Source organism: Hymenobacter perfusus (assembly GCF_003944765.1).
GTDB classification, from domain to species: domain Bacteria; phylum Bacteroidota; class Bacteroidia; order Cytophagales; family Hymenobacteraceae; genus Hymenobacter; species Hymenobacter perfusus.
In genome coordinates this window covers 138,394-165,354 of the sequence record NZ_RWIU01000007.1, presented here as the reverse complement: position 1 = coordinate 165,354, position 26,961 = coordinate 138,394, and the positions used below count along the sequence as shown (strand labels likewise).

At 62.3% G+C, this 26,961-nt stretch carries 23 protein-coding genes; 7 read left to right on the top strand and 16 right to left on the bottom strand.

All coding sequences use genetic code 11. The annotated features are described in order from the left end of the window. Positions 1 to 66 precede the first annotated feature (66 nt). A complete protein-coding gene (locus EI293_RS18490) occupies positions 67 to 792 on the top strand; it encodes a hypothetical protein (RefSeq protein WP_125440031.1) in 726 nt (241 codons plus the stop codon). Between the two features lie 2 nt (positions 793 to 794). Here the strand turns inward: EI293_RS18490 and EI293_RS18485 are convergent, their stop codons facing one another. Further along, entirely contained in the window at positions 795 to 1,391 is a 597-nt protein-coding gene (locus EI293_RS18485) for a Uma2 family endonuclease (protein WP_125440030.1), read from the bottom strand. 149 nt (positions 1,392 to 1,540) lie between these two features. On the opposite strand from EI293_RS18485, the gene EI293_RS18480 reads away from it, so the two are divergent. Continuing rightward, positions 1,541 to 2,440, top strand: coding sequence for a M28 family peptidase (locus EI293_RS18480; protein ID WP_246010729.1), 900 nt, complete (start codon positions 1,541 to 1,543; stop codon positions 2,438 to 2,440). Positions 2,441 to 2,521: 81 nt separating this feature from the next. Here the strand turns inward: EI293_RS18480 and EI293_RS18475 are convergent, their stop codons facing one another. Continuing rightward, entirely contained in the window at positions 2,522 to 6,943 is a 4,422-nt protein-coding gene (locus EI293_RS18475) for a DUF2339 domain-containing protein (RefSeq protein ID WP_125440029.1), read from the bottom strand. A 458-nt stretch (positions 6,944 to 7,401) separates the two neighbouring features. Here EI293_RS18475 and EI293_RS18470 point away from each other — a divergent pair, with 458 nt between their 5' ends. Beyond that, on the top strand, positions 7,402 to 8,310 hold the full coding sequence (locus tag EI293_RS18470) for a LysR substrate-binding domain-containing protein (protein ID WP_125440028.1): 909 nt from the start codon (positions 7,402 to 7,404) through the stop codon (positions 8,308 to 8,310). 262 nt (positions 8,311 to 8,572) lie between these two features. Beyond that, the gene (locus EI293_RS18465) at positions 8,573 to 9,778 is read left to right on the top strand and encodes a threonine synthase (RefSeq protein WP_125440027.1); all 1,206 of its coding nucleotides are present in this window, start codon (positions 8,573 to 8,575) and stop codon (positions 9,776 to 9,778) included. Positions 9,779 to 9,963: 185 nt separating this feature from the next. Here EI293_RS18465 and EI293_RS18460 read toward each other — a convergent pair whose 3' ends face one another. The 4 genes from EI293_RS18460 to EI293_RS18445 are packed head-to-tail and all read right to left on the bottom strand — an operon-like array spanning position 9,964 to position 15,132. Further along, positions 9,964 to 11,166, bottom strand: a complete 1,203-nt coding sequence (locus EI293_RS18460) for a tetratricopeptide repeat protein (RefSeq protein WP_125440026.1) — start codon at positions 11,164 to 11,166, stop codon at positions 9,964 to 9,966. A 27-nt stretch (positions 11,167 to 11,193) separates the two neighbouring features. After that, positions 11,194 to 12,447, bottom strand: coding sequence for a tetratricopeptide repeat protein (locus EI293_RS18455; protein ID WP_170170439.1), 1,254 nt, complete (start codon positions 12,445 to 12,447; stop codon positions 11,194 to 11,196). A 35-nt stretch (positions 12,448 to 12,482) separates the two neighbouring features. Then, positions 12,483 to 13,748 (bottom strand): tetratricopeptide repeat protein, encoded by a 1,266-nt coding sequence (locus EI293_RS18450; RefSeq protein ID WP_125440024.1) that lies wholly within the window; start codon positions 13,746 to 13,748, stop codon positions 12,483 to 12,485. 7 nt (positions 13,749 to 13,755) lie between these two features. Then, the gene (locus tag EI293_RS18445) at positions 13,756 to 15,132 is read right to left on the bottom strand and encodes an ATP-binding protein (RefSeq protein ID WP_125440023.1); all 1,377 of its coding nucleotides are present in this window, start codon (positions 15,130 to 15,132) and stop codon (positions 13,756 to 13,758) included. A 263-nt stretch (positions 15,133 to 15,395) separates the two neighbouring features. Here EI293_RS18445 and EI293_RS18440 point away from each other — a divergent pair, with 263 nt between their 5' ends. After that, a complete protein-coding gene (locus EI293_RS18440) occupies positions 15,396 to 16,781 on the top strand; it encodes an ammonium transporter (protein WP_125440022.1) in 1,386 nt (461 codons plus the stop codon). Positions 16,782 to 16,862: 81 nt separating this feature from the next. Here the strand turns inward: EI293_RS18440 and EI293_RS18435 are convergent, their stop codons facing one another. The 8 genes from EI293_RS18435 to EI293_RS18400 all read right to left on the bottom strand — a co-directional run bounded on the left by EI293_RS18435 (position 16,863) and on the right by EI293_RS18400 (position 22,752). Beyond that, entirely contained in the window at positions 16,863 to 17,663 is an 801-nt protein-coding gene (locus EI293_RS18435; protein WP_125440021.1) for a ZIP family metal transporter, read from the bottom strand. Positions 17,664 to 17,745: 82 nt separating this feature from the next. Further along, a complete protein-coding gene (locus EI293_RS18430) occupies positions 17,746 to 18,018 on the bottom strand; it encodes a DUF167 domain-containing protein (RefSeq protein WP_125440020.1) in 273 nt (90 codons plus the stop codon). 3 nt (positions 18,019 to 18,021) lie between these two features. Then, on the bottom strand, positions 18,022 to 18,222 hold the full coding sequence (locus tag EI293_RS18425; protein ID WP_125440019.1) for a hypothetical protein: 201 nt from the start codon (positions 18,220 to 18,222) through the stop codon (positions 18,022 to 18,024). Positions 18,223 to 18,260: 38 nt separating this feature from the next. Continuing rightward, complete coding sequence (locus tag EI293_RS18420; RefSeq protein WP_125440018.1) at positions 18,261 to 19,004, bottom strand: endonuclease III domain-containing protein; 744 nt, start codon at positions 19,002 to 19,004, stop codon at positions 18,261 to 18,263. A gap of 80 nt (positions 19,005 to 19,084) precedes the next feature. Then, positions 19,085 to 20,032 carry a hypothetical protein gene (locus EI293_RS22275; protein ID WP_211339617.1) on the bottom strand — a complete coding sequence of 316 codons (948 nt, stop codon included), beginning with the start codon at positions 20,030 to 20,032 and terminating at the stop codon, positions 19,085 to 19,087. Between the two features lie 314 nt (positions 20,033 to 20,346). Beyond that, the gene (locus EI293_RS18410) at positions 20,347 to 20,745 is read right to left on the bottom strand and encodes an STAS/SEC14 domain-containing protein (RefSeq protein WP_125440017.1); all 399 of its coding nucleotides are present in this window, start codon (positions 20,743 to 20,745) and stop codon (positions 20,347 to 20,349) included. 12 nt (positions 20,746 to 20,757) lie between these two features. Further along, complete coding sequence (locus EI293_RS18405) at positions 20,758 to 21,168, bottom strand: response regulator (RefSeq protein ID WP_125440016.1); 411 nt, start codon at positions 21,166 to 21,168, stop codon at positions 20,758 to 20,760. Between the two features lie 96 nt (positions 21,169 to 21,264). Beyond that, positions 21,265 to 22,752 carry a sensor histidine kinase gene (locus EI293_RS18400; protein WP_125440015.1) on the bottom strand — a complete coding sequence of 496 codons (1,488 nt, stop codon included), beginning with the start codon at positions 22,750 to 22,752 and terminating at the stop codon, positions 21,265 to 21,267. A gap of 105 nt (positions 22,753 to 22,857) precedes the next feature. Here EI293_RS18400 and EI293_RS18395 point away from each other — a divergent pair, with 105 nt between their 5' ends. Both EI293_RS18395 and EI293_RS18390 read left to right on the top strand, forming a co-directional pair. Then, positions 22,858 to 23,712 carry a TrmH family RNA methyltransferase gene (locus EI293_RS18395; RefSeq protein ID WP_246010727.1) on the top strand — a complete coding sequence of 285 codons (855 nt, stop codon included), beginning with the start codon at positions 22,858 to 22,860 and terminating at the stop codon, positions 23,710 to 23,712. Positions 23,713 to 23,746: 34 nt separating this feature from the next. After that, complete coding sequence (locus EI293_RS18390; protein ID WP_125440013.1) at positions 23,747 to 24,025, top strand: acylphosphatase; 279 nt, start codon at positions 23,747 to 23,749, stop codon at positions 24,023 to 24,025. Positions 24,026 to 24,029: 4 nt separating this feature from the next. Here EI293_RS18390 and EI293_RS18385 read toward each other — a convergent pair whose 3' ends face one another. Both EI293_RS18385 and typA read right to left on the bottom strand, forming a co-directional pair. Then, positions 24,030 to 24,779, bottom strand: coding sequence for a YqjF family protein (locus tag EI293_RS18385; protein ID WP_211339616.1), 750 nt, complete (start codon positions 24,777 to 24,779; stop codon positions 24,030 to 24,032). Positions 24,780 to 25,003: 224 nt separating this feature from the next. Further along, the gene (typA, locus tag EI293_RS18380; RefSeq protein ID WP_125440012.1) at positions 25,004 to 26,812 is read right to left on the bottom strand and encodes a translational GTPase TypA; all 1,809 of its coding nucleotides are present in this window, start codon (positions 26,810 to 26,812) and stop codon (positions 25,004 to 25,006) included. Positions 26,813 to 26,961: the final 149 nt, after the last annotated feature.

The following is a 26,961-nucleotide window of genomic DNA, read 5'->3' as shown; positions in this document are numbered from 1 at the left end:
AGAAAAACGGCGTTTTTGCTAGGTTTTGTATAGGTTTACTCCCGTTTTATTATAAACTACTGCTTTATGCTGCACCCTATGAGCAAGTGGCTCTTTCGCGCCATCATACTACTTGTTTCGCTTTCAGGCCTTAGCTATTTGAGAGTATATGGGTCTACTGCTTATCCCAATGGAAAGCCAGCATACCTAGCGAGTATAGATTCTCTGACCAATAATTATCTGGCTCAGAATCAACCAGAGCATAATCGGATGTGGAATCTGCACAAGATTCTTTTGAGCCGACTAAGGAAAGCTGGAATTGACACAATACTGTATTACCAAAGCGGCTGCGTTGGCTGTGAGGTTTTGCCTGACCGTAATACCGTGGCTTACAAAAAAAGCTGTTTGTGCTCGGAAGAGGAACAGAGTGTTTACTTATTCTGGCAAGACCACGGAAAAACACTATCCAAAAAGCTTGACTGTTGCCAAAATCAGCCTGTGACAACAGGTAAGCCAGTGGTAGTCAACTTTTACTTTCAGAATCAAGCCGCCTTTCAGGCTGGGAATAAGTTTTTCCAGGATTTTGAGGCGTACAACCGCAGCCACCCCAAGGCTGTCAGGTTTCTTCCACCAACATCAGTACATGATGATGTAACAGATATACAGTTCTATCTAGCCAAGCGAACAGTGCAATTTTCGGTCAGGAAGGCAGATTTCACGGAGGCAGGAGTTCCTAAATATCTGCGCTACCCATGGAAACGCAAGCAATGGGAGTGGACTCAGCTAATAAAGAAGTCGACACTAAAAATCTAAAACTACACTCCCTCAAACACCTCAGCCCACTCAATGCCAAACCCCGGCAGCGTGTGTACCGGAATGAAGCCGGGGGTGTAGAAGTCGCCGCGGGGCTGGTAGCGGCCTTCGTGCAGCACGAATACGGAAACCGTCTTCTCACCCGGGAATACAATCCAGTATTCCGGCACGCCGTTTTCCTCGTAGAGGTCGAATTTGCTTTTGGTATCGTGGCTGGCGTTGCCGGGGCTCACGATTTCGATAATCCAGTCGGGCGCGCCGATACAGCCTTTCTCGTCCAGCTTGGCCGGGTCGCACACCACGCAGATATCGGGCTGCACCACGGTGGTAATCTGGGCGTCGCCGTTGGGCGTGGCTTTGGTCAGGCGCACATCGAAGGGCGCGTGAAATACCTCGCAGGAACGGTGGGCCAGGTGCGCGTAAATCATGCCCAGGAAGCGGCTTGACAGCCGCTGGTGCGCTACCCGGGGCGCAGGACTCATCTGGCGCACTTTGCCCCGGATCAACTCAACCACTCCCTCCAGCCGCCACGTCAGGTAGTCGGCGTAGGTGTAGGTTTTGGTGAGGTCGAGCTGGGAAAGGCTGGTGATGGGCGGCATAGAATTAGGTGTTTCGTATGGTAGTAAATATACACGCCGCAACTGCTTTCGGGACTGTCCAGCGAGGTGCCTATCTTGGCCACATGTCTCGCCCGATGTTCTCCTGGCTGTTGGTCGCTACAATACTGATAGCGGCAGCTAGCTATTTTATGATGCGTTTCTCTCATTCTACTTCCACCGTGCCTACCTCGAAAGCCGACGAAAACCGCCTCTATGCCGATGTGGAGTTTCTGACTTCGCTGCGCCCCGCCCGCAACTACGAAAATCTGGCGTCGCTGAATCAGGCCGCTGATTACATCAAAGCCGAGTTCAGCAAGCTCGGGGGCGAGGTAGTGGAGCAGCCCTTCGAGGCCGATGGCCGCCGCTACCGCAACATTATCCTGCGCCTGGGTCCGGCCAATGCTCCTCGCTTGGTAGTGGGCGCGCACTATGATGTATTCGGTGACCATGCCGGGGCCGATGATAACGCCAGTGCCGTGGCGGGGCTGCTGGAAACGGCCCGGCTGCTGCACGCCCGCCGGCCCCCGTTGCGCTACTGCGTGGAGCTGGTGGCTTATCCCAACGAGGAGCCGCCCTACTTTGCTACCGAAGACATGGGCAGCTATGTGCATGCCAAGTCGCTGCATGATGCGGGCACGCCGGTACGGGCCATGCTCTGCTACGAAATGATTGGCTACTTCCGCGACGAGCCCGGCTCGCAGCGCTTCCCCAACCAGCAGTTGGCCGCCTTGTACCCCAGCACCGGCAATTTCATCACCGTAGTAGGTTGCACCGGTCAGGAGGTACTCACCGAAAAGGTGCACGGCCTAATGCAGGTCAACGCTGACATTGATGTGCAGCGCATCAACCTGCCCATCGGTACTGCCCTGGCCAGCCTCTCCGACCACCGCAACTACTGGCATTTCGGCTACGAGGCTCTGATGCTCACCGACACCTCCTTTCTGCGCAACGACAACTACCACGAAGCCTCCGACACCATCGATACGCTGGATTTCCGGCGCATGGCCGAAGTGGTGAACGGGGCGTACGCGGCTATTCTGGGCTTGTAAGCGGCTGAATCAGTTTGCTGAAAAGAGCCCAACTACCTCGGCCCGACGAGCTGTACCCACCGGCCCGAAATAGTTAGGTTCTTATTCCAGCGACGGAAGTGGGTCGGAGGGAAGCTCGGGTTCCTCAGGCTCTTCAGCAATGGGTTGCGGTGCCAGCCGGTCCTTGAAGCGGGCGTACAGCGCATTCATGCCCAGCAGCAGCAAACCCATCAGGATGAAGACCACCGCCCGCGTGATGGTGCCACTCTGGCGCATATCGAAAAAGAGCAGTCGGGCCAGGCTGAGCGCCATGCCGGCCAGGGCCACGTAGCGCAGATCGGGGCGGCGCAAAAGCAGGCTGCACACGAAAGCGGCCACTACTTCCAGCATCAGCAGCACCGTGAGCACCGAGCGGTCGAAGGATTGCACCAGCAGCAGCGTAAGGGCTCCGAAGGCCGGGTAGAGCAGCAGCGGAACGAGGAGGGCAGGCGAGAGGCGACCCAGACCGGCCAGCGGGGCCAGCATCGGGGGCCAGTAGGCCGGGCGCACCGCCGTAGGTTGCAGCCGGACAGCGGCGTAGGCAAACAGCAGCGCCGCCGCCCCAAACGACACCATCCACTGCACCGTGAGCAACTGCCCGGGGGCCAGGTAGCGTACCGACACGTAGCTGCTGGACAGCACCGCCGCCCCAAAAAACAGCAGCCCATACACCTGCACCCGGCGCAGGCGCCAGGGCAGGCGGGTGCCGCCCAGCGTCAGGCCAAACGCCCCGACTACCCAGACCAGCGGCAGCCATTCGGTCCGTACCTCATAGCCGATGGTACAACTGGCGAACAGCAGCAGCGCCTCGGGCAGCAACGGCTGCAGATACCGCCAGGAGCGGTACAGCGGTTCCGCTGCGGGCGGACGTTGCCAGGCCAGGCCCCCGAGCAGCAGCAGCACCGCGCCAGCCGTGAGGCGGCGGTCCGGCAGCCCCGGTAGCAGGTCGGCCGGGTTATCCAGCAGCACGTGGAAGTGCCCCAGCAGCCCCAGTGTGAGCAAAGCGTAGGTGAGGTGGAGCAGGAACCGGTCGGGAGAACCGGCGCGGTGCAGGGCCTCGGGAGTAGCGTAGCGGCGGCGGGCGTGGTGGGCGGCGGTAGCGGCCAGGGCCGCCAGCAGCAGCCAGAGTAGCACCGGTAGCGCCTCGGTCCGCGGGGCAAAGGCCGCCCAGCTGAGCAACGCAGTCTGGACGCCCGACAGATACAGCCACGGCGCGCGCACCTGCTGCCTGGCCGCCGGCCACCACGAGGTAAACAGCCCCGTAGCGGCCACCAGCAGCAGCGGCAGTAGGTAGCTCACCACTTGCAGCGGCTGAAAAACCGCCGTTGCCGGCAAGGCGTGGTTCCATTGCAGCACTTGGTAGCCGATGGTAGCCAGCACCACGCCCAGCCACAGGCCGGGCACGGCAAACCGGCGGCGCACCAGCAGCAGGCTGGCCAACAAGCCCGCCGCCACCCAGCCGGCCCAGGTGTACTCGTACACCAGGCCGCCCGCCGCCAGCAGCTGCACGGCCGGCAACAGCCCCAGCAGTCGCACCCGGTGCCGTGGGTTATCGGAAAGCGGTACGGCATCGAGCACCGGCGCTTGTTTCCAGTGCAGCCAGCGCTGAGCCGCTACCGTGGCCAGCGCCGCCCCCACCAGCAAAGCCGCCCGTTGCAGATCGGGAAGGAAGCCCAGCCGGCATACCAGGAACGGCAATGCTACGGCCAGCGCCATCGTGAAGAGCAGCAGCCCGCGGTACAGGCCGGTTTCCTGCTTCCAGGCCAGCGCCAGCGTGAACAGCAGCAGCTCGGCGTACAGCAGCGTAAATGTGGCGGGCCAGCTCAGCCCCAGCTCGTGCAGCCCTAGGATACTAACGGCCAGCACCAGCTGCCCCAGCAGCAGGTGCGCCTGCCGGAACCAGCCCAGCTGCCCGCGCCACCAATACGCCAGCCCGAACAGCAAGCCGGCCGCCGCGCTGCCGACGCTTAATAAAGCCCCCAACGGTGGTTGGGCTTGTCCGAATACGGCTTGGGCAAACAGGCCCGTTGCGCCCAGGTAGAGCAGCAGCGTGAGGCCGAACAAGGCTTGTTGCAAAGAGGTGCTGTGAGCGGGAGTCAGCAGCCGTTGCCAGGTCGGGCGCAGCACGGGCAGCATCAGAAGTACGGAGCTGCTGAGGCCGGCCGCTACCAGCAGCAGCAGGCGGCGGTGCAGCTCACCGGCCTCCAGTTCGCGGACCGTGCCGGTACACGTCAGCAGGAAAATGATGCCGCTGAGCAGCGTAGCGCCTAGCAGGGCGCGGTAGGCGTTGGCTTCGCGGGCCCAGCCGCAGGCTCCGGCCAGCAGCAGGGTTTCCAGATACAGCAGCAGGAGCGTGGCTGGCCAGCCCAGCCCCGCTTCGTGCAGCCCGAGAATGGCGACTACCAGCAACGCCTGCCCGCACAGCAGATGCAGCGTGCGGAACCAGCCACCTGTATTGCGCAGCCTCCACGCCACCCCGAAAACGGCCCCGGCCGCGGCCAAAGTACCGCTCAGCAGGGCAAATAGCGGCGGCTGCGCGAAGCCGAAAACAGCCTTGGCCAGCAGCCCGCCCGCCCCGAGGTAAAGCGCCCCCACCACCCCGCCGAACGTCTGCTGCATGTCGCGGCTCCGGCTTTCGGTGTCACGTTGCAGCCAGGGTGCCTGGTGCAGCAGCAGGTAATAGGCCGCGCCCAGCAAACCGGCCAGCAGCAGCAGAAACGCATTGCGGGGCAGCTCAGCCGCGGTGTAAGTATCAAGCTGCGCCAGGTTGAGCAGCACCAGGCCCAGCCCCGCCACCAAAGCAACCACCGAAGCCACCTGAAACACCACTTTCTCCTGCTCCCGCGCCATCACAAACGCTACCAGCAGGGTTTCCAGCAGCATAAACAGCAAAATGAGCGTCCCGGACGCGTGCCAGCCCTGCAAGGAGAAAGCCGCGAACAAGGCCAGCATCAGGGAGATGATACTATCCGTGCGGAACAGCCACCCGATACCCAGCTGCCGGGCCTGCCGCGCCACCCAGAACGTGAACAGCGCCCCCAGCCCCAGCGGTATCGTTTTCCAGGGCGAGCCGGTGCTGTAACGGTACAGGTTGATGCCCAGGCAGGTCCAGTTGAGGACGTGAGCCGCAAACAGCAGCGCATCGAAGCGGACGGTGGCGTACACCTTCCGGTATTGCACCACGGCGCCCGCCACGCCCACCAGCAGCACCAGTCCCATAGCGGGCAGCCGCACTGCCGCTGGCAGCGCACCCGTTGCCACCTCCGTAAAGCCCTGGTACCAGTACTGATGAAACGCGAAAAAGCTCAGAATACTCAGCAGCAGCTGGTATTTCCAGCGTTGCCGGTACGTAATTCCGATGCTGAATACCGTGACACCAGCTGCGGCTGCCAGCGTCAGCAGGTTGTGCGGTAGTACCGCCAGGGCCACCAGGCTCAACACGCCGTGTAACGTGGCCACAGTTTCCCGACGGGCATCCCAGGCCAGCCACAGATTCACGGCCACGCCCGCCAGCAGCAGCAGGTAGCTCAGCGGCGGCGAGGCCCATTGTAGCCCGGGCACGCTCACGGCCCCCACGCAGGCAAACAGGAATACCGCCGCCGCGCTGCTTTGCAGCCAGACGTGCAGCTTTGCCGCGAATGGTCGGGGCCGCAGGTAATAGTGCAGCCCCAGCAGCACCGCCGCAAAGCCGGTAATCATGCCGAAACGAGCCGGGGCACTCACCCGCAGGGCCGTATAAATGCCTAGAAATCCGATGCCGGTCACGAGGACCACGGCCCCCAGCACGCCTGTCCAATTGTCGAGCAGGAGCTGCTCGGTCCGGTCCCACCATGTGGGGCCGGCGGGCTGGGTAGGCAGCGGGCGGGTGGGTGCGGGGCGTAAATTCGGTACCCGATCCGGCTGCGGAGCCGGGGCGGGCCGAGGAGCCGGCGGCGTAACCGGGGGCGGTGTAGCCGTCGGGGGCGTAGCAGCCGCAGGACCGGCAACTGCAGGCGCAGCCGGCGCAACTACTGGCGCATCTGCAACAGGCCGCGGGGTGGCGGCCGGGGCCGGTGAAACGGCCGCTACCACCGGGGCCGGAACCGGCAATGCGGGCGCAACAGGCGGTACCACCGGGCTTGGTGTTGCCGCAATCGGAGTCGTGGCAATTTGAGGTGTGACAATTGAGGTTGTCACGTCTGACGTTGTCACGGCCGGAGCCGCCGCAGCAGGAGCGGTAACGATGGCGGCTACTGGCGGTACTGGCTCCCGCTGCGCAACCGGCGCGGCGGTGGCCCCGACCGGGGTGGCAGCCATTGGTGCCGCGTCAGTGGCGTGGGGCAACCGAAGGAGTTGCTGACGTAGCTGTTCCACCGTAATCTGCAGCTCGGCGTGGGCCTCTTCGCGCTGCTGCAACCGGTCGGTGAGGTCGCGCAGCCGTTTGCTGATTTTCTGATACAGTACGGCCAGGACAATGACCGTCAGCATCAGCAGGGAGGTACTCATAGGGGAAATCCGTAAGAGATAAAACACAAAGTGGCCGTGGTCAGACAGCCGATAATAGGGCGGTGGGGGCGCTGAAGAATCCGGCAGCCACCTGCAATCCGCTATAACTAAGGGACCGAAAAGTACCGGAAGTGCGGCGGATAATCCTAATAAAAATGACAAAATTTTATACGTTTTGCCTGTGGCCGCCCAATTGGGTCACTGGCGCGAGTTTAGCATTCCGCGCATCGAGCGGCGACGTAACTCGTGACCAGTTTATAAGGGAAATCTGTGCCTTCACTGCCGCGACGCGGCAAGGCGGTACCGCGCCGCTTGGGCGGGTTGTGCGGCCGGGCGAGTTGAAAACTCACGGTATGAGTTGGCACGACTTACGTCGCCGCTCGATGCGCGGAATGCTAAACTTGCGCCGGTAACGCCAGCTCCGCCCAAAACCCAGCCGGGCGCGTACCTTCACGGCCATGCTTTCCCACGCTCACGAAGTCTTTCTGGAAGTTGCCCGGCAGCTGAGCTTTACCAAGGCGGGGCAGACGCTGTTTCTGAGTCAGTCAGCGGTAAGCAAGCGGGTGCGAGCCTTGGAAGAGCACTACAAAACGGGCCTGTTCGAGCGGCTCGGCAACGCGGTGCAGCTTACGGCGGCCGGCGAGCTGCTGTACCGCAAGCTGCTGCTGGCCCGGCAGCTCCAGCACGAGCTGGAGCAGGAGTTTACCGAGCTGAGCCCCGAATTTCAGCCCCGCCAGCAGATGGTAATCGGGGCCAGTACAACCATTTCGCTCTACGTGATTCCGCCGGTGTTGTCGGCCTACCTGGGCCGCTATCCGCACACCCAGCTCACGCTCAAAAACCGCAACTCCGAAAACATCCTCAAGGCCCTGCTGGAGCACGAAATCGACCTGGGCATCATCGAGGGCATCCACAAAGTCAGCCACGTCACCTATACCCCGCTGCTCACCGACGAGGTAGTGGCCGTGTGCTCGGCCCGCAACCCGCTGCACCGCCGCGAGCTGGAAGCCCAGGACCTGCGCCGCACGCCCGTGGCTTTGCGCGAAACCGGCTCCGGCACGCTGGCCGTGCTGGAAGAAGCCCTGCAAACCCACGGCATCCGCCTCACCGATTTGCCGGTGAAAGTGCGCCTGGGCGGTACCGAGGCCCTCAAGAACTTCGTGCGGGTGGATACCTGTTTGGCGTTTCTGCCCCGGCAGTCGGTGATGAAGGAGCTGGCCGCCGGCGAGCTGGTGGAAGTGCCCGTCCGCGACCTAAACCTGGTGCGCCACTTCGATTTCGTGCAGCGCAAAGGCACCGAAAACAACCTGCCCTACAAAACCTTCGTCCAGTTCGCGCGGCGGTATTATAGCAACCTGCAGCGGTAGTAGGGTCGGCGCAAACCTAGAACGTCATTCCGAGCCTGCGAGGAATCTCGCGTGCTGATGCCTGAAAAGTGTAGAGACGCAATATTTTGCGTCTCGTCGTTGCTGATGTTGATTAGAATGTGCGGTTCCGGGCCGTTCAACGACGAGACTCCAACTATTGCGTCTCTACATCCTTTCATCATTCCAAACGGGCATAGCCTATTCCAAGAAGGCGTTTGGTTCCGGCATAGCGGGCAGGGAGTTTTGCGTTGAACTCTCCGCTATGACCACCCTCGAAACCACCACCCAATCCCGTTTGCACGCGTTGCACTGCGCCGCCTGCCACGCCCCACACGATGCCTTCACGCTGCAACGCCTGTCCGACTGCTGCGCCCAGCCGCTGCTGGCCCGCTACGACCTCACCGCCCTGCTTACCCCCGCCGAAGCCATCAACCCCGCCGACAACTCCATGTGGCGCTACCGCGCGCTGCTGCCCTTGCTCGATGACGCCAACCTCGTGACGCTGGGGGAGGGCTGGACGCCGCTGCTGCCGCTGCCGCGCCTGGCCGCCCGCCACGGTTTGCGCAGTCTGCTGCTCAAGGACGAAGGCCAGAACCCCACCGGCTCGTTCAAGGCCCGGGGCTTGAGCATGGCGGTTTCCAAGGCGAAGGAGCTGGGCGTAACCGGCTGCATCATCCCCACGGCTGGCAACGCGGGCGTGGCCCTGGCCGCCTACTGTGCCCGGGCCGGCCTGCGTTGCGTGGTGGTGATGCCCCGCCATACGCCCACCGCCTTCAAGGAAGAATGCTACTGGTACGGGGCCGAAGTTCACCTCGTAGACGGCCTCATCAACGACTGCGCCGCCCGGGTGCGGGAGCTGAACGCCGCCGGCGAGCTGCTCGACGTATCCACCTTAAAGGAACCCTACCGCCTCGAAGGCAAGAAAACCATGGGCTACGAGCTGGCCGAACAGCTTAACTGGACCCTGCCCGACGTGCTGCTCTATCCCGCCGGCGGCGGTACCGGCCTCATCGGCATCTGGAAGGCCCTGCGCGAAATGCAGGCCCTGGGCTGGTTGCCACGCCACGCCAAATTGCCCCGCATGATAGCCGTACAGGCCGCCAACTGCTGCCCGCTGGTGGAAACCCGCGCCGGCCGCCAACCCAACTGCCACGCCTACGTGGGCCAGCCCTCCATCGCCAACGGCCTGGCCGTGCCCCGCCCGCTGGGCGAGCCGCTCATGCTCGACGTGCTGGATGAATCCCACAGCCTGGCCCTAGCCATCACCGACGAGCAGATGCTGGCCGGCATGCGCGAGCTGAGCCACCTGGAAGGCCTGTTCGTGGCCCCCGAAGGCGGGGCGCTGTGGAGTGCGGCCCTGCACCTGCTGCACACCGGCCAGATCCAACCCGAGGAGCAGATCCTGCTGCTCAACACCGGTTCGGCCCAGAAGTACCTGGATAATGTGCTGGGCCGGGCAAACGGCTAGCAACCGTAACGATGTAGAGACGCAATACTTTGCGTCTCGTCGTTGCTGAGGTTGGGCTGTCCGAACGGACCTAACGGCACGGACGACGAGACGCGAAGTATCGCGTCTCTACAACCGGGCAACGAATTGGTAGAGATGCTTTGGCAAGCTCAGCATGACGTTCTGTTCCCTGGCTGCCGCAGCACCTAGCCCCGCAACCCCATCACCCACACGTACACCAGCGTGCCGCCCATAAACGTCAGGAACAGTGGGCCTTCACCGGGCAGCGCCAGCGCATCGAAGCCAACGGCCAGTACGCCCACGGCGGCCAGTCCCCAGCCAAACCATTTCGACTGCTGCCGCCGTTTCGGGAGCCACTGGCGCTGGGTGCCCACCAGCGGAAACAGCAGCCCCAGCGCCACCAGGCCCGCTGTGGTCAGCGAACTAAGCTGGCCGTAATGGCCCGCGCCTAGTAACGCCAGACCGCTCAGCAGCAAGGCCAGAAACTGATTGGAATAGCGGGTATCCGCTTCGCTGAGGGCAAAGCGGCCGTAGCGGTTGAAGCGTAGCAGGGAGTTGAACAACGGCTCGGCAAACCAGCTCATGTACACCAGCACCAGGTACAGCGGCAGCAGCCCCGGCACCACCCGCGAGAGCAGGAACAACCCGATGAACAGGCCCTGCCGCGTGCCCGGGCTCAGCGTCTGGGTCCAGACCATGAAGCGGTAGAAGCCGTTGTAGAGCCAGAAGCGGGCTTTCAGGGCCGAAACCAGGCCTTCGCGGGCGTAGTCGGAGGTGGGGTTGAGGCGCAGGGCTTCGCGGAAGTGGCCGGCGGCTTCCTTGGCGCGGCCGCGCTCCAGGGCCACCCAGCCCAGGTCGGCGTGGGTACCGGCGTCGGAGGGGCTGTGGCGCAGGGCTTCGTCGAGGTCGGCGGAGGCTTCGTCGCGGCGGCCGAGGCGGGCCAGGCAGCGCGCCCGCAACCCCAGGCAATCCACGTGGGTGGGGTCAACCTGCAGGCCGGCTTCGGCGGCGCGCAACGCGGCGTGGAGCTGCCCCTGCTGAAACCGCAGCTGGCCCAGCACGTGCTGGTAGTCGGCATCTTCGGGGTCGAGGGCCAGGGCTTCTTCAATGGCAGCCAGCGCCGCCGGTAGCTCGTGCTGGCGCTGGAGCGTGGCGCTCAGCACGTAGAAGGCAAAGCTGCTTTCGGGGTCGAGGTGGATGGCCTGTTGGGCTTCGGCCTGGGCCTCGGGTAACTGAGTTAGCTCCATCAACGCCAAAGCCAGCAGGCAGTGCAGGAAGCTATTGTCGGGGTCGTCGCGGAGCTGGCGGCGGGCTTCCTGCTCGGCCTCCTGGGGGCGCTTATGCTGCAGCAGTAACTGTACGCGGCTGATATTATGGTAGGAATTCATATCGATCTTGGGTGCCCGAAAGAGCAGTTATTCGAGATAGGAAAAAGCTAGCAGATACACCCACATGCCTAGGCTGAAGCAGAGCATGAGTGCTCGGCTGCCGAGGCTGTACTCCAGTTGGAACGCCTCTAGCAGTGCTGCCAGCAACAGCAAAGCGGCGCCATAAAGGTAGGCTGCCCGGCGGCCCCGTACGGTGCTAAGCGTTTGCCAGCTCAGCGCTGTCGCCGCCAAACTTAACGCTATACATACCCAGGCTACGACAGGACTTGCAGGCAGCAGGGCAGCGAGGGTCAGGTAGAACGCCACAATGGCCCCGGCTTCTGCTGCCAGTTGCTGACGAATTGGGGTTGGCAGCACGTGGCGGGTAGCGGGCCGCAGCAGCTGCCAGCTCAGGTGCAGCGTTTTGAAGCTGGCAATCAGCAAAGCCGGCGAGAGAAAAAACAGGACGGCCCCGGCCAGCACCGGTAGCGCGTACTGCCGCAACGTGGCGGCTTCCACGTCTTCCAGCGCAACATAAAACACTACCAGAAACATCAGCACAAACGGGGCAATCAGAAAAAACCCGGCCCGTTTGTCTTCTACAAACCACGGCTTGGGCGCCTTCGGCGGCGGAGCAAGCCCGGCCCTTGACACCGCCGTGGATACCACACCAGCCCGGGCCTCATGGGAGGTTGGGTCGAGGGCCAGCGCCTGCAGAAAATGCGTCTCGGCCTGCTCAAACTGGGTATGCTCGAGGTAGCTGAATCCCAGATTGACGTGCGTGGGCGCAAACATGGGCGCCTCGCGCAACGCCTGCTGATACTCGTGGTGCCAGTCGGCCCCGCCACCCAGCCGCGACAGGGCCCGCGCCCGGAGGTTGAGGCATTGCACGTGCTGCGGATGCAGGCGCAGGCCCTGGTCGGCGGCGGTCAGGGCGGCTTCTGCATAGCCTTCGGCAAAAGACACAGAGCCCTGAATGAAATGGTAGTCGGGCACAGTGGGCTGCAGCTGCAGGGCCGTGGCAATGTGCAGGGCAGCTGGCTGTAGCTGCCCGCTCTGCAGGCACGCCAGGCTAAACACGTAAAAGGCGAAGTCATTCTGGGCATCCAGTGCCACGGCCCGCTCGGCGGCCGGCCGGCTTTCGGCTGTCTTATTCTGGCGAATCAGACTCAACCCCAGCAGCGCCAGCAGCTGGCTGGATTCCGGAAACCAAGCTAACTGCCGCCGAGCTTCCCCTTCGGCCAGATCGGGGCGCAGCTGGCGCAGCAAAACCTGAATCCGGCGCGGCTGGAGGGTGTTCATAGAATGCATGGTATAGAAGGCAAAAACGGCGGCTACTATGCTGCCGCCCGGGCTCGGCGAAAGGCCAGAAATCCAGCCCAACTCGTAAGCCCCAATATTGCCAGCGGCCCATAGGGCCAAGTGGCTGGCCAGCTAGCGCACGTAATACTGAGGACCAGCGCCAGCGCGGCTGCCAGCACCTTTCCCAAGGGTGACTTTTCAGGCAACGGGTGCTCGGAGGCTTGTTTGAAAGCGGCCCAGATGGCCATTGCCACCGTCGTGAGCCCGCCCGTGAGGCCCGGGCCCAGGCTGCTTTCCGGGACGCCCAGCCACACCAGCAGCCAGAATATACCCGTGAGCCAGGCCAGCAGCAACAGCGTAAAGGCCGCCACCGGTCCGTACCGCCAGAATGTTTGCTGCGCGTAGGGAAGAGCCTGGTCGGGGCGGTTGCGCAGGCGCCGTACCTGCGGGTGCAGACGCCAGTACACGGCTTCAAACCCCATGAACAGTAACAGGGGGATGCAGAGCAGACTCAGCGGAATCAGAATCAGCAGAAAGTGGCCCCAGGCTTTCAAGTTGCGCTGTTTGGTGCCTTCCGAAATGAACGTCAGGTAGGCATCCAGCCACACGGCCGCTCGGCCAACCCAGAGCTGGCGGCGGATGGCCTGACTGGCCCCTTGCAGGGCCGTGGCATCGGTGGGAGCTAGGCGCAGCACTTCCTGAAAATGCACCTGGGCAGCGGCGTAGCGCTGCTGCCGCATCGCCTCGCGGCCCAGCAACTGGTGCGCTTTCGGCATGGTAGGATGAGCCGCCACCAGCTGCTGCAGCACCGGTGCCAGGTCTGGCCAGCGCTGCTGCTCGTGCAGCGCATTCGCCACCGCTATCAGGCATCCTGCGTGACTAGGGTAATTGGCTAGGCCTCGCGCCGCCGCCTGCTGCGCCGCGGCCGGCTGGTGTTGGTGGAGGTAGAGCTGCGCCTGCGCCGCCAGGTATTTGGGGTTGAAGGGCTGCAAATGCAGGGCTTCCTGCAGCGCCTGGGCACGGGCAGGTCCCTGCCCGGCCTGGTCTTCAACCAGAAACAGCACATAAAACGCCTCACTGGCGGCCGGATTCAGGGACAATGCCTGCCGGGCCGCTTCGCGCGCGCCATCCAGCTGCTGCTGTTGGTAGAGCGCAAAGCTGAGCAGGATGTGCGCGAATACATCCTGCGGATTGAGCGCCAGCTGCTGCCGAACCAGCCGCTCAGCCTGCTCCGGCCGGTGAATGTCCAGCAGGTTCTGCACCGCATCCTGCCACCGTGCGGCCGGGGTTTCGGGCCTCATAGCGCCGTTATTTTTTGATGCCGAGGTAGGTCAGAATATCGTCGTAGGTACCGCCTTCGTTGGAGTAGAGAGCGTAGTTTTTGGCCGTGGCAAACCACTCCTTGGTGCTGGGGCGCACCTGCTTGGCGGCGGCCAGCAGATGGCTCTGCTGCACCGGCCGCACTTGGCCGGCCTTCATCGACTCGCGCAAACACGCCTCCACGGCCGTATCCACCACGGCCTGCAGGTCGGCACCGGAGAGGCCGGCGGTCTGGGCGGCCAGGGCGGGCAGGCGCAGGTCGGCGGCCACGGGCTTGCCGCGAAGCAGCACTTCCAGGATGGCCACGCGGGCAGCCTCGTCGGGCGGGGTCACCAGCACAATCCGGTCGAAGCGGCCGGGGCGGCGGAAGGCGGGGTCGAGCTGCCAGGGCGCGTTGGTGGCGGCTAGAATCAGCACGCCGTCGTTGGAGCTGCGGGCGCCATCCAGCTCCTCCAGAAACTGGTTGATGAGGGTGCGGCCGGCGCTCTGGCGCAGGTCGTGGCGGTTGGCAGCCAGGGCATCCACCTCATCGAAAAACAGCACGCAGGGGGCCTGCACCCGGGCCAGCTCAAACAGCTCGTGCAGCTTCTTCTCGCTCTGGCCCATCCACATGTCCAGAATGTCGTTGATGCCCACGTGAATGAATGAGGCCTTCACTTCACCGGCCGTGGCCCGGGCCAGGTAGGTTTTGCCGCAGCCGGGCGGCCCGTATAGCAGCAGCCCGCCACCGGCGGCCTTGCCGTAGGCTTTGTAGAGGTCGGGGTGCAATAGTGGCTGAATCATCTTCATACCGATTTCTTCCTTCACCGCGTCCATCCCGCCCACGTCCTGGAACGTAATCTTCGGCTTCTCCAGGCCCGCAAACAGGGCCCGCTCATCCAGGCCCTGGTCCGAAACGTGGGTGGCGTTGTAGTCCGCCGGGGCGCCACCGCTGGCGGGCTGGGCGGCTGGGCGCAGGCCCAGCTGCTCGTCGAGGTCCTGGTTGCGCAGGCTGCCGTCCAGCTGCAGGGCCTGCTGGTAAGCAGCGCGGGCTTCGTCGGGTGGGCCGCCGGCGCGGGCCAGCACCCGGGCGTGCAGCAGGTGGGCGCGGGCGTGGTCGGGGTGGGCGCGCAGCACTTCTTCCAGCACCACCAGAGCGGCTGAGGTTTTCTGGAGGGCGGCGTAGGTTTCGGCCAGACCCAGCTGCAGCTCCTCATCGTCGGGGGCTTGGCGCAGGCCGAGGCGGTAGTGGTCCTCGGCCTCGGCAAAGCGGCCCAACTGGCGCAGCAAACCGGCTACGTGGCGGCGCAGGGGCACGTTTTCGGGCGAAAACTGCAGGGCGTCGAGTAAGAGCTGTAAGTCGGATGGATTGGGCAAAGCGGCCATAAAGCATATGTAGTAGGATGGCTGCAAGCTACGGGTTTCACCCGCAACTACGCTTTACAACGCTACTGATGGCACTCAGCTTACTGGAAGAAACAGCATACTAGCTATTGGATACGTAGACTGTAAAAATGGAAGCGTATATGTGATTTTTAGTCATAATGAGATGATTAATGCATGTAATTATAATGCCTGTTGGAGAAAATAATACTAGTTTAAGGTATATTGGCCTTCGAAAATAAGGTATAGCTGCTAAAAAATAGAATATGACTCCCCGATCCTCTTCCCTGAAACCCAGCAAGAGCCTGTTCGCGCTGGGTACGCTGCTGGTGCTGGCGTTGCTGGCGGCCTTTGTGCAGGTGCCCCACCCGGCCGCCGCACCCGGCTCCCTCAACGGAGCCGATGTGGCCTGGATGCTGACGGCCACGGCCTTCGTGCTGATTATGACGCCGGGCCTGTCGTTCTTCTACGGCGGAATGGTGCGGCCCAAAAACGTGATTAGCACCATGTTGCAGAGCTTCGTGGCGCTGGGCGTGATTTCGGTGCTGTTCTACTTCGTGGGCTTCTCGCTGTGCTACGGCGACTCCTGGCACGGGCTAATTGGCAACCCCTTCACGTTTGCGCTGCTGCGCAACGTGGGCACGGCCCCCAACCCGGCCTTTGCCGCTACCATTCCGTTCATTCTGTTCTTTGCCTTTCAGCTCAAGTTTGCCATCATCACCCCGGCCCTGATTACTGGCTCGTTTGCCGAGCGGGTGCGGTTTAAGGGTTATCTGGCCTTCATGGTGTTGTTCAGCCTGTTTATTTACTGCCCGCTGGCCCACTGGACTTGGCACCCCGAGGGCTTCCTGCGCAAGTGGGGCGTGCTTGATTTTGCGGGCGGCACGGTGGTGCACATTTCGGCGGGTGTAGCGGCGCTGGCGGGCGCAATGGTGCTGGGCCGGCGCTCGGCTAACCTGCGGCCCACGTCGTTTTCTACGCCTAACGTGCCCTACGTGCTGCTGGGAACGGGCCTGCTATGGTTCGGGTGGTTTGGCTTCAACGCCGGCTCGGCCCTGGGCGCGAATGAACTGGCGGCCTTATCCTTTGTGAATACCAACCTGGCCTCGGCAGCTGCTCTCATGGCCTGGGTGCTGATTGAGGTAGTGCGCGGTGGCAAACCTACGGCCGTGGGGGCCTGCACCGGCGCGGTAGTCGGGCTGGTGGCCATTACCCCTGCCGCTGGCTACGTCGATTATGGCCAAAGCATCCTGTTTGGGGTGTTGTCGGCCATTATCAGCCACGCGGCCGTGCATTGGCAGAACTCCCGTACTACTATTGATGATACGCTGGACGTGTTTCCATGCCACGGGCTGGGCGGTATTGTGGGCATGTTGCTCACGGGCGTGTTTGCCGATAAAGTAGGGTTGATTCACGGCTCCTTCACCACCTTCGGCTACCACCTGCTGGGCCTGCTCATCGTCATCACCTATTCATTTGTGGGGGCGTGGATTCTCCTTAAAATAACCGACCGAATCTTTGGATTGCGCGTGAAGCTCCAGGAGGAAGAATTGGGCCTCGATCTGAGCCAGCACGAAGAATCCACTTACCATATCGACGAAGAGTTTGAACGCACCTACCGCCGTGAACCGGCTTCGGAATCCGTGGCCTAGAGGATAAAGTCCAAAGTCAGAAAAGGTAAAAGTCAAAGCTCCACTTGACCGGGGCTTTGACTTTTACCTTTTCTGACTTGATTACTCGCCCAGCTTGCTGAGCACGAACGATACCAGAAAGCCCAGCACGGTAATCAAACCCGTGAAATTGTGGGCTACTTCGAAGGCCTCCGGAATCATGGTATCGGCAATCATGGCCAGCACGGCACCGGCGGCTACGGCCGTAGTAGCGGCCACTACCTCGGGCGAGAAGCCGCTGAATACGGTGTAGCCAATCAGCGAAGCAACCCCCGAAATAACCGCAATACCGGCCCAGAGTCCCAGCACATACGCGGGCCGGCGGCCGGCTTTGCGCATGCCGGCGGCGCTGCTCAGGCCCTCGGGCAGGTTGCTGAGGAAAATGGCCACTACCGCCACCATGCTCACGCCACCTCCGGCCAGCATGCTCAGCCCGATGACAATGCTTTCGGGAATGCCATCCAGCAACGCCCCGATGGCCAAGGCCATGCCGTTGTCGTCGCCGGATTCGTTGCCTTCGGTATGGCCCTTTTGCACGGCGGTGCGCTCCTCGGACTGGTGCTCACCGGAGCGTTTGCGGTGCTTGGCTCCGTAGCGGGCCAGCAGCCAGTTCGCCAGCGTGTACACCACAGCACCGCCCACAAAGCCCAGGCCCGTTGAGTCGAAGCCGCCTTTTTTGTAGGCTTCCTCCATCAGCTCCAGCGAAAGGGTGGAGATGAGTACGCCGCTGCCAAATGCCATAATGGCCGCAATAAGCCGTTGCGGTACGTTGGCGAAGTAGCCGATGGCCGCGCCCAGCAACAGTGCGGAGCCCGAAACCAGGCCCCAGAAGCCGGCCACGGCCCAGGTAGGAAAAGCGTACATAACGGAGGGGAGAAGGGCGGGAAGCCGCCAGCCCAACGCCAGCGGTGCCCGTTCAACGCCGGAGGCTCCGGAAAGGATACGGTTAAGCCACCCGAAACTGCGTCAGTACGGCCGCAAATTCGCTTTCGGTGAGGCCCGTTACCTCTACTTTTTTGAACGGAGCCGTGTGCCCGCCCAGCAGCGTAACGCTGGATTTGCTCACGCCAAATACTCCGGCCAGGTATTCCAGCAGGCAGGCGTTGGCCTTACCATCCTGGGCCGGGGCATTCAGCCGGACTGTTATAGTGCCATCGGCCAGTACTTCCAGCTGGTTGCGGCGGCCGTTGGGCCGGGCTTTCAGGTGCAGAATGGGCACACGCTAGGCCGGGTCGTTATAGGCATCATACACGTTCCAGGCCCAGATCAGGAAGGGCACTACAATGGTCCAGACCAGGAAAAAGCTGATGGTGCCGCCCACCGCCCAGATCAAAAAGGCCTTCAGAATCTGGCCCTTGATGAGCTGGCCCAGGCCGGGTACGAAGATGGAAAGCAGGGCGGGCAGGCCGTACGTGGTTTTCATAGCACAAGAGGAACAGGAGAGCGGAAAGATGCAGAAAATTACGAAACCCGGCTCTGCCCGAACGGGCATCGCGCCAGCACCACGCACCGCCCGCAGGCTGGCGTGTGGAAGTAGCAGCACTTCTGTCCGTGGAACATCAGGGCCTCATGGTGGTCGTACACCAGCTGCACATCCCAGTCGGGAGGGAGGAGGGCTGCCAGCTGCGCGTGGGCGGCGGCCTCGCCCACTTTCGGGCCGATGAGACCCAGCCGCTGGGCCACGCGGTGATGGTGGCTGTCTACGGGCATGGCGGGGCGGCGCAGGGTGCTGAACAGTAACACGGCCGCGCTGGTTTTGGGCCCCACGCCGGGCAGTTGCTCCAGCCAGGCCCGCGCCTCCGGAATCGGTAAATCGGCCAGGAATTCCAGCTGACAGGGTCCGCCGTCGCAGCGGTGGCTTACTTCGCGCAGCACCTGCTGGAGGCGGGGCGCTTTCTGCTCGGGCCAGGTGCAGGGGCTGATGGCGGCTTCCACCTCGGCTACCGGCGCATCCCGCACCTCATCCCAGGTCGGGAAGCGGGCCCGCAACTGCTGGTAGGCCCGGTGCGAATCCTGGTTGCGGGTGCGATGGGAAAGCAATGAGCTGATGAGCTCACTGAGCGGGTCTTTGGTGCTGAAAAAAGGGAAAGGAGCCCCGTATTCGGCGCACAGCTTGGCATGGACCCACAAGGCCAGCTCCTGACGCTCGGTCAGCGAATCGGAAAAAACAGATGACTTCACCTGCCTGCCTACGCGAAGCAACATCCTCGTGGCTGTCTGATCAGCAAACAAAATGCCCCGCCGGTGGGCCGGCGAGGCATTGAGGTAAGCTACACCTATCAGGCCTATTGCCCCCGGTTGTAGAGCAGAATGGCCTGTTTGATGCTGTTCTGCTGCTTCCCGCCAATTACCAACGGCACGATGGCCAGCGGAATGGCCGCATACACCAGCGGCGACACCGAAAAGCCGTTGCTGCCGCTAAAGCTGGAAAGTACTCCGGCCAGCAGCAGGCCACCGGCGCCCACGTAGCTGAGTGTAGTATAGGTCTGGTAGCGGCGGGCGTTGGCCAGGAGCTGCTGCGAGCCGGGGCTGTCCTGGGTAGCCAGTTGCAGATTCTTGATGCTCAGGTCTTCAATCGGGCCGTTATCCTTGCTGAAATACTCCGTGCGCACCGTGCGGTAGCCACCATAGCCGCCCCCGTACGGGTAGCCCCCGAAACCACCGTAGCGACCCATACCGTAAGGCGAGCCGAAACCGCCATTGTTCATGTATTGCTGGCTGGTGATGGAATACAGGCTGATGCGGCCCACCCGGTCGCGGCGCAGCGTGCTTTCGCGCTTGGAGCGGCCCGGCAGGGTGGTGCGCACGTAAAACCCGGTTTCATCCTCATAATACCGCACATCATTCAGCTCGAACCGCTGTTGCCCATCAATGAGCAGGAAGGTGCGGCCCAGCAGCGGCTGCTTCAGCTCCACATCGTAGCCGCGCAGCACCTGCCCCGACTTCAGCCCCACGGCGTAGCGGGTGGTGTTGGCCGGCGGCAGCACCTGGCGCGGAGTACGGGCCGAATCGGGCAGGGCAGGAGGCGCGGCCAGCGTACGGGGCGCGGGCGCGCGGCGGGTGGTGTCCGGCGCCGGAGCAACCGTAGTGGCTGGCGTTGGAGCCGGCACTACGGGGGCCGGCGCGGCAGCAGGCGCACCGGGCAGCGTGTTCAACTCGCGGGGTGTTTGCTGGGCCAGGGCCGGAGCCGCCAGCGCCCAGAAGGCCAGTAGAGGAAGGGAGCGGAGTAACATACAGGCAAGTAAGCAGAATGACCGAAATAAGAGGCTGCCAACGTGAGGAAGCGGTGAAGCCGTCGCCGGCCGGCAACTGGCCAAAGCACCGCTTCAACGGCCGTTGGCGGCGGAAAGTGCCCGGCTTTGCAGGCGCATACCAAGACGACAACGGGTCCTTGATTCTCCGGCTGGAGAATCTGGTTTTGCCGGCCGTCGGCACGGCGCAAAAGCCGTGCCCGTTGCTGCGGCAACGGGCTTTCTGCTGTGGCAAAACCATCCGACTTCCTGCGGAAGAGTGACTTGTGCCCGCGCCGGTTGCATGCAGTGGGCGGTTAGCCCAGGCGCAGCCACTGGCGGGCTTCCTCGGTATCATGGAAGTGCCGCGCCTCAAAGACTTCTTCCGGCGTTATCTGGGCCAGAATGTTTTGTATCGAGGTACGGTTGAAAGCGTCCTCGGCCACCAGAATAGCCGACCGGCGGAAACCGGCCGCCAGGGCGCGGGGCAAAAAGTGCTCGGTAATCCACTGCTGGTCGGCACGCGGAATCACGCGCATGGCGCGGGTATCGGCCAGTATCCGGCCCAGCTGGTGCGTCTGGAGCAGGCGCAGGGTAGCCTCGTGGGCGTCACGCAGCGGCTCGCCGGTGACAAAACCATCCCATACCTGCACCAGGGCCGGAACGGTATCGTCCAGAAAAATTCGACAATGCGGGTTCTCAAAAAGCAGTTGCATAAGGTGCCAGACTTAACGGAGCAGTTTTTCCAGCAGACTCATGCTATCCACCATATCAACGCTGGACTCAAAATCCAGGGGTTTCAGAATGTAGCCGCTCACGCCCAGGTTCTGGGCGTTCAGGCGGTCCACATCCATGCCGGAGGTGGTGGTGATGAAGACCGGAATTTCGCTCAGCTCGGGATGGGTCCGGATTTCGGCCAGAAACTCGTGGCCGTTCATTTTGGGCATGTTCAGATCCAGCAGAATCACCTCGGGTAGGGGCCGGATGGGCTCCACGCCGTTGGTGCCCAGCAGCAGATCCAGCGCCTCCAGCCCGTTGAAGGCTGTATGCAGCTGGTGTGGTACGCTGAATTTCTCAAAGGCCTTCTTGGCCGTCATCGTATCAAAAAAGTCGTCTTCAACAAGCAGTACAGAACGCATGGGAGATGGGGTAGGGGGGATGGGAGGTAGGAGGGTGTGAGGGTAGGAGGGTGTGGGGGGAATAAATGATAACTCACACTCTCATACTCTCACACGCTAGTTCTTCTGCCAGGTGAAGATGAAGGCGGCACCTTTGCCTTCTTCGGATTCGATGTGAATGGTGCCTTTCTGTTCCTCAATAATGCGCTTGACGATGCTGAGGCCGATACCGGTACTCTCCACCGTATCCCGGTCGCGCAGGGTCTGGAACAGCAGGAACACCTTTTGCTGAAACTGGGGCGCAATACCGGGGCCGTCGTCCTGCACCCGGAACTCGAAGCACGTGCCCAGGTCGCGGCAGCTTACGCTGATGAGGCCATCGGGGCGGTTGTGATACTTGGCGGCGTTGCCCATCAGGTTGGTGAACACCTGTTGCAGGCTGAGCCGGTCCGTCACGAAAACCGGCAGCGGCGTTGGTGTTTCCACCCGGAACGAGGGCGGAATTACCAGCTCGGTTACTTCGCTCACCAGCTGATGCACATTTACTTCCTCCAGCTTGCGCTCGGTGCGGCCGGCGCGGGCGTAGGCCAGCAGCCCGTTAATGAGGTCTTCGAGGCGGTGCAGGCGGCCCTTCATCATGCCCAGGTACTGGCGCATCTGGTCGCTGAGCTCGTGGGGCAGCTCGTCCTCAATCCACTTCACCACCGTCAGCACCCCTCGTAACGGGGCCTTGAGGTCGTGAGAAGCCACGTAGGCAAACTGGTCCAGCTCGCGGTTTCGGTTTTCGAGGGCTGTGAAGCTGTTGTCCAGCGTCTGGGTCATGTGGTTGAGAGACGTTGCCAGATTGCCCAGCGTGTCCTGCTCCTGATCCGAAATCTTCACGGTATAATCGCCCTGCACTACCCGGTTGGCCAGGCTCTCAATGAGCTGAATGCGGCGGGCTACGTCATCGTTAGTACGGGCCAGCTCGGCCTGCAGCTGCTCATTGGCCCGCAGCTCCCGCGTGATTTTGGTGAACAGCCAGAAGACGATGAGAGCGGCCAGCACGGCCGATACCACAACGGCCGCCGGGGTAGTATTCTCGAAGAAATCCTGCCGCCGCCGCCGCTCCTTCAGCAGCTCCTGCTCCTCTAGCTGCACCCGCATGATGAGGGCCCGCAGCTGCAGCTGCCGCTCCCGGTCAAGGCGCACGAGGCGGCGTACCGACTCGGCGGAAGGCGTCAGCATGGTCCAGCGGCGCAGGTAAGCAAACTCCTCCTTAATACTGGCCGCCAGCGAATCAAGGCGCTTCTGCTGGGCGCCATTGTCGAGGGTCAGGCCCTGCAAGGTCAGCAGGTCGGCCTGGGCAGCAGGAATGCTGGTTTCGAAACCGGGCAGGTAAGTAGTGTCGTTCAGCAGCAGATAGCCGCGCACCTGGCTCTGGGCGTCGCGCAGGTGGCCGCGCAGGCTGGAGGCATTTTCCAGCACCTGGTAGGTGTGCTCCACCTGCCGCGTGTAGAAGCCCAGCTGCTGAATACTGTACCAGGAAATAGCCGAGGTCAGCAGCAATACGCCCACGGCAATAACAAAACCCAGAATAATTTTGGTGTTGAGCTTGAGGCCCATAGGAAGGAGCAGGAACAGAAGGCGCGGAAAACGGCCGTAAGGTACGGCGGGCAGTTGGCTGGGCCTACAACGGCCGGCCGGGGGGGCGGGTTGGCTTCCGTATCTTTGCCCGAAATCCGAGTGGTTCCTCTGCCGCCGGTGTCTGCCGCCATGCCCCTCTTCGACCCGATTACCTCGCCCCAGAATCCACGCATCAAAAACCTGCTCAAGCTGCAGCAAAAGTCGTCGGAGCGCCGGGCGCAGGGCCTCACCATTATCGAGGGCCTGCGGGAACTGACCATTGCTCACGGCGCGGGCGTGGCCATTCCCGCTTTGTTCGTATGCCCCGATCTGGCCGGTACCGAGCGGCGGCGGCAGCTGGAGGAGCTGTTTGGCGGCGGCTCTACGGAGTGGTTTGAGGTATCGAAGGCAGTGTTCGAGAAGGTCGCCTACCGGGAAGGTTCCGACGGCGTGCTGGCCCTGGCCCGTCCGCCCCAACTGGCGCTGGAGGACCTGGTGCTACCCGACGCGCCGTTGCTGCTGGTGCTGGAAGCCGTGGAGAAGCCCGGTAACCTGGGAGCCATCCTGCGCACTGCCGATGCAGCGCAGGCTACGGCCGTCATCGTCTGCGACCCGCGCACCGATTTGTTTAACCCCAACGCCATTCGCAGCAGCATCGGCTGCTCCTTCACGGTGCCTACCGTGGCCACCACCCGAGAGGCGCTGCTGGCCTGGTGCCGGCAGCACGGCATCCGCACCTACGCCGCCGCCCTCACCGAGCACGCCGTAGCCTACACCACCTGCGACTTTCGCGGCCCCACGGCCCTGGTAATGGGCACCGAAGCCGATGGCCTCACTCCGGAACTCATGAAGGCCTGCGACCAGACCATCATCATTCCCATGCGTGGGGCCATCGATTCGCTGAACGTGAGCACCGCCACGGCCATTCTCACGTTTGAGGCCGTACGCCAGCGGGAGTAGCCTCCGCTGATTTTCTATTTGGAGCTTCCTTCGTATGTCCTTCCCCGAACACCGCATTCTGCACGTTTCTGGCCGCGTGCAGGGCGTTTTTTACCGTCAGAGTACCGTGCGGCAGGCGCAGCAGCTGGGCCTCAGCGGCTATGCCCGCAACAACCCCGACGGGACCGTGACCATCGAAGCCGAAGGTCCGGCCACTGCGCTGGATGCTTTGGAAGCCTGGTGCCACCAGGGACCCATAGCGGCCCGGGTAGATAAGGTGAGCGTAACATCCGGCCCAGTACAAGGCTACACCGAATTCCGGGTAGAGCGGTAGGAACTCAAACCCGCCGCAACTCCTCCACCCACACGTCCAGCTTATCGGCGGCGTGCAGCAATGGCGGGCCTACCGGCGTGGGCAGGGCGTGGCTTTCTACCAGCGTGGATTCCCAGTGCGTGAGGGTGGCCTCGCGCAATGCCCACGGCTCGTGCCAGAGCCGGCCCCGCCACAAACCTGCCCCGTGCCGGCCGGCGCGTACCGTGTGGCCGGCCGTGTAGAGGTGATATCGTTCCGTCAGGAAATACGCCAAAGAGCCGGGCCGGGCCAGTGGCAGCGCGGCCCCCGGCAGCCAGGACGCCGCAAACGTAGCCGCCGCCTCGCCGTGGTGCGTGCGCGTGGCGGTGGCGTGCAACGCGCCATCGGGGGTGGCGGTGAGCTGCATGCGTGCGTGCAGGTAAGGCAGATGAAACAGGGTGCGGGCGGCCCACACGCCCAGCGGCTGCGTGGCATCCAACGACAAAAACCACACGCCCGGCACGCCATCGAGGGTAGCGTAGGTGCGCACGTTCAGTTCATGTAGCGCGCTCAGGCCCGGTACGGCCGGCAAACCCAGCGGCCGGATGTGGCTCATGGTGAACGGAACCACGCCCAGCCACGCCTGTCCGTCGTAAGTGTCCAGCTCCAGCCGGTCCGGCAGGTAGGGGCGCAGTACTTCCGGCGACACGGGCCAGTGCGCAAACAACAGGTTGCTCCAGCGTTGCCGCATCAGCGGCCAGCGGGACGAGCGGGCAGGGGGCAAGTAGTCAGGCAAGGGGAACAGTAAGGGAACCGAGGTTGTGTCTACAACCGCGCTGCCTGGTAAATGTCCCGCGTAAGCCCCACAAACAACCCTATGCACGAGCATAGAGCGGTAAGCCTTTTGGTCAGTATTCTGCTGGGAGCTGACAACCTTAACGGTAACAAAAACAGGGGGCGCAGCCATCGGCTACGCCCCCTGTTTACAGCCTGACGGCTAAGAGCCATCAGCTTAAAAAGCTAGTCTACTTTCTTGGCCGAGCGCAGACGCTCGTTCTCGTCGAGCAGAATTTTGCGCATCCGCGTCGATTTCGGGGTTACTTCCAGGTACTCATCCTTCTGGATGTATTCCATGGCTTCCTCCAGCGAGAACTGACGCTTGGGCACAATCTTCACGTTGTCATCCGTACCCGAGGCACGCATGTTGGTGAGTTTCTTGCCTTTCTGAATGTTGATGGTCAGGTCGTTGGGACGGGTGTGCTCGCCGATAACCTGGCCGGCATACACTTCCTCGCCGGGCTCCACGAAGAACTCGCCGCGGTCCTGCATCTTGTCGATGGTGTAGGCAGTACCAGGGCCGGTTTCCATGGCAATCAGCGAACCGCTGATCCGGCCGGGAATTACGCCCTTGTATGGCTCGTACGAAGCGAAGCGGTGGTTCATGATGGCCTCACCAGCGGTGGCGGTCAGCACGTTGTTACGCAGGCCAATCAGACCCCGGGCTGGAATGTTGAACTCCAGGTGCTGCAAGTCGCCCTTGGGCTCCATGATGGTCAGCTCGCCTTTGCGCATCGTTACCAACTCGATAACCTTGCCAGCGGTTTCCTCCGGTACGTCTACCACCAGGTGCTCGATGGGCTCGGTACGGTTGCCGTTGTCGTCCTCGCGGAACAGTACCTGCGGCTGGCCTACCTGCAGCTCGAATCCTTCGCGGCGCATCGTTTCGATGAGTACCGACAAGTGAAGAATACCGCGGCCGTACACCAGGAATGTGTCTTCCTTATCGGTTTCCTTTACGCGCAGGGCCAGGTTTTTCTCGGTTTCCTTGAACAGACGGTCACGCAGGTGGCGCGAGGTCACGAACTTGCCTTCCTTACCGAAGAAGGGCGAGTTGTTGATGGTGAACAGCATGTTCATCGTCGGTTCATCGATGCTGATAACCGCCAGACCTTCGGGGTTCTCAGCATCGGCGAGCGTATCACCAATGTCGAAGCCTTCGATGCCGGTTACGGCGCAGATTTCGCCGGAGCTAACCTCCGAAACCTTGGTGCGGCCGAGGCCTTCGAACACCTGCAGTTCTTTGATTTTTACCTTTTTGATGGTGCCATCACGCTTCACCAGGCTCATGTTGGCGCCTTCTTTCAGCGTACCGCGGTGCACGCGGCCAATGGCGATACGGCCCACGAACGACGAGTAGTCGAGCGAGGTAACCTGCATCTGCGGGGTGCCGTCCAGGGTAGGAGCCGGCGGAATGGAAGCCACTACCGCGTCGAGCAACGGAATGATGCTGTCGGTTTTGGTTTTCCAGTCGGTGCTCATCCAGCCCTGCTTCGAGGAGCCGTACAGGGTCACGAAGTCCAGCTGGTCTTCGTTGGCACCCAGGTTGAACATAAGGTCGAATACCTGCTCGTGCACCTCGTCGGGACGGCAGTTTTCTTTGTCCACCTTATTCACCACCACGATGGGCTTCAGGCCCAGGTCGATGGCTTTACCCAGTACGAAACGGGTCTGGGGCATGGCACCTTCGAAGGCATCGACGAGCAGCAATACGCCGTCGGCCATCTTGAGCACCCGCTCCACCTCGCCGCCGAAGTCGGCGTGACCAGGGGTGTCGATGATGTTGATTTTAACGTCTTTGTAACGTACCGATACGTTCTTGGAGACGATGGTAATGCCCCGCTCACGCTCCAGGTCGTTGTTGTCCAGGATCAGGTCGTCGAACTGCTGGTGTTCGTCGAACAGCTTGGAGGCGTGGATGATCTTGTCCACGAGCGTCGTCTTGCCGTGGTCAACGTGGGCGATAATGGCGATGTTCCGAATGTTCTGCATACAAAGGTTTTTCCGGGTGCAAAGGTACGGAATGTTTAGCGCAAAAACGTGCAGTAATCAATTGTGACTGAGTGAGGAAGAAACAGACCGTGCGCAGATAGACAACTTATTGGGCTGCTGAGGTTCCCGAGCATATAGACAAAAGGCTA